This is a genomic window from Flavobacterium zhoui (assembly GCF_042787235.1).
GTDB classification, from domain to species: domain Bacteria; phylum Bacteroidota; class Bacteroidia; order Flavobacteriales; family Flavobacteriaceae; genus Flavobacterium; species Flavobacterium zhoui.
The window spans coordinates 1-1,059 of record NZ_JBHZPY010000037.1; the positions used below are offsets into that span (position 1 = coordinate 1).

1 protein-coding gene is annotated in these 1,059 nt (G+C 33.1%); it reads right to left on the minus strand.

What is annotated here, in order from left to right; translation table 11 throughout:
- On the minus strand, window positions 1–1,035 hold a 1,035-nt coding region (locus ACFX5F_RS16220; protein WP_379853059.1), incomplete at its 3' end, for an IS4 family transposase.
- Window positions 1,036–1,059: the final 24 nt, after the last annotated feature.

Consider the following 1,059-nt stretch of genomic DNA (forward strand, 5'->3'; position numbering starts at 1 on the left):
TCTAGATAAATAATCCAGTCCGTATTTGAATACACTAACAGACCTTCTGCCGTGTTTTTTGATTTTTATCTTTTTAATTTTCTCATCAATAAAATCTCCAATTTTATAACACCAGACAAAAGCAATCAACGTCAATAAAAACAGCCTCTCTAGTCTTTCTAAATCTGTAACATGTGTGTCTTCTATGTTAAAGCCACTGCTTTTTAATGCTCTGAAAAGCGTTTCAACTTGCCAACGTTTTTTATATGAAACCATTGCTTGTTCAGGTTTATTGAACGATACAATAATTAAAAACTCCATTTTTCCTTCTCTGTTTATTGTTTTACTTCCTGAGAGGTAACAGTCTTGTCCGTGTAATCTAACTATTTTTGGATAATGATAAAACTCGTTCATTTTTAGGTTTTTAAACAACCAAAAGGCAGGGATTTCTTTTTGTTTTTGATGGGAATAAACCATAAAATTATTTCTTATCCTGATATGATACCCAATACGATAGTCATTCAAAAACTCCAACCATTTTTCACCAACAAACTCTCTATCTGCCAAAAGACAATTGATTGTATCCCTTCCAAACCAATCAATATATTTTCTTATCAATTCAATCCGTTCCTTGGTATGTGAATTTCCACGCTTGTCTAACATCAGAAACATCAATGGAAAAGCTACGTTTTTATAACTAACTCCCAGCATTAATATGTTGATGTTTTTTGACCCAAATTTCCAATTGGTTCTATCCAACACCAATGATAAATCAGTTTTTTCCGGCAACAGACTAAATAGCAATGTCGAAACGAGTTTCATTGGCAAATCGAAGTCCGCCATAAAGCGCTGTATCCTTCTGTAAGAACTGCTTTTATTGACTTTTGCGTCAAATCCACAGGCTAATCTATCATAATTAATTGTCTTTACTTTGCATAGAGCAGTGATAAATAAACTGATAAGCTTGACCCTTGCTAAATTGACATCTCCCTTAAAATGCTCTTGTAAAACCGTGATTAATGCTATATCTTTACCCTCGAGACTGGTGTTCCTCATTAGAAAAATTATGTCGTAATAATT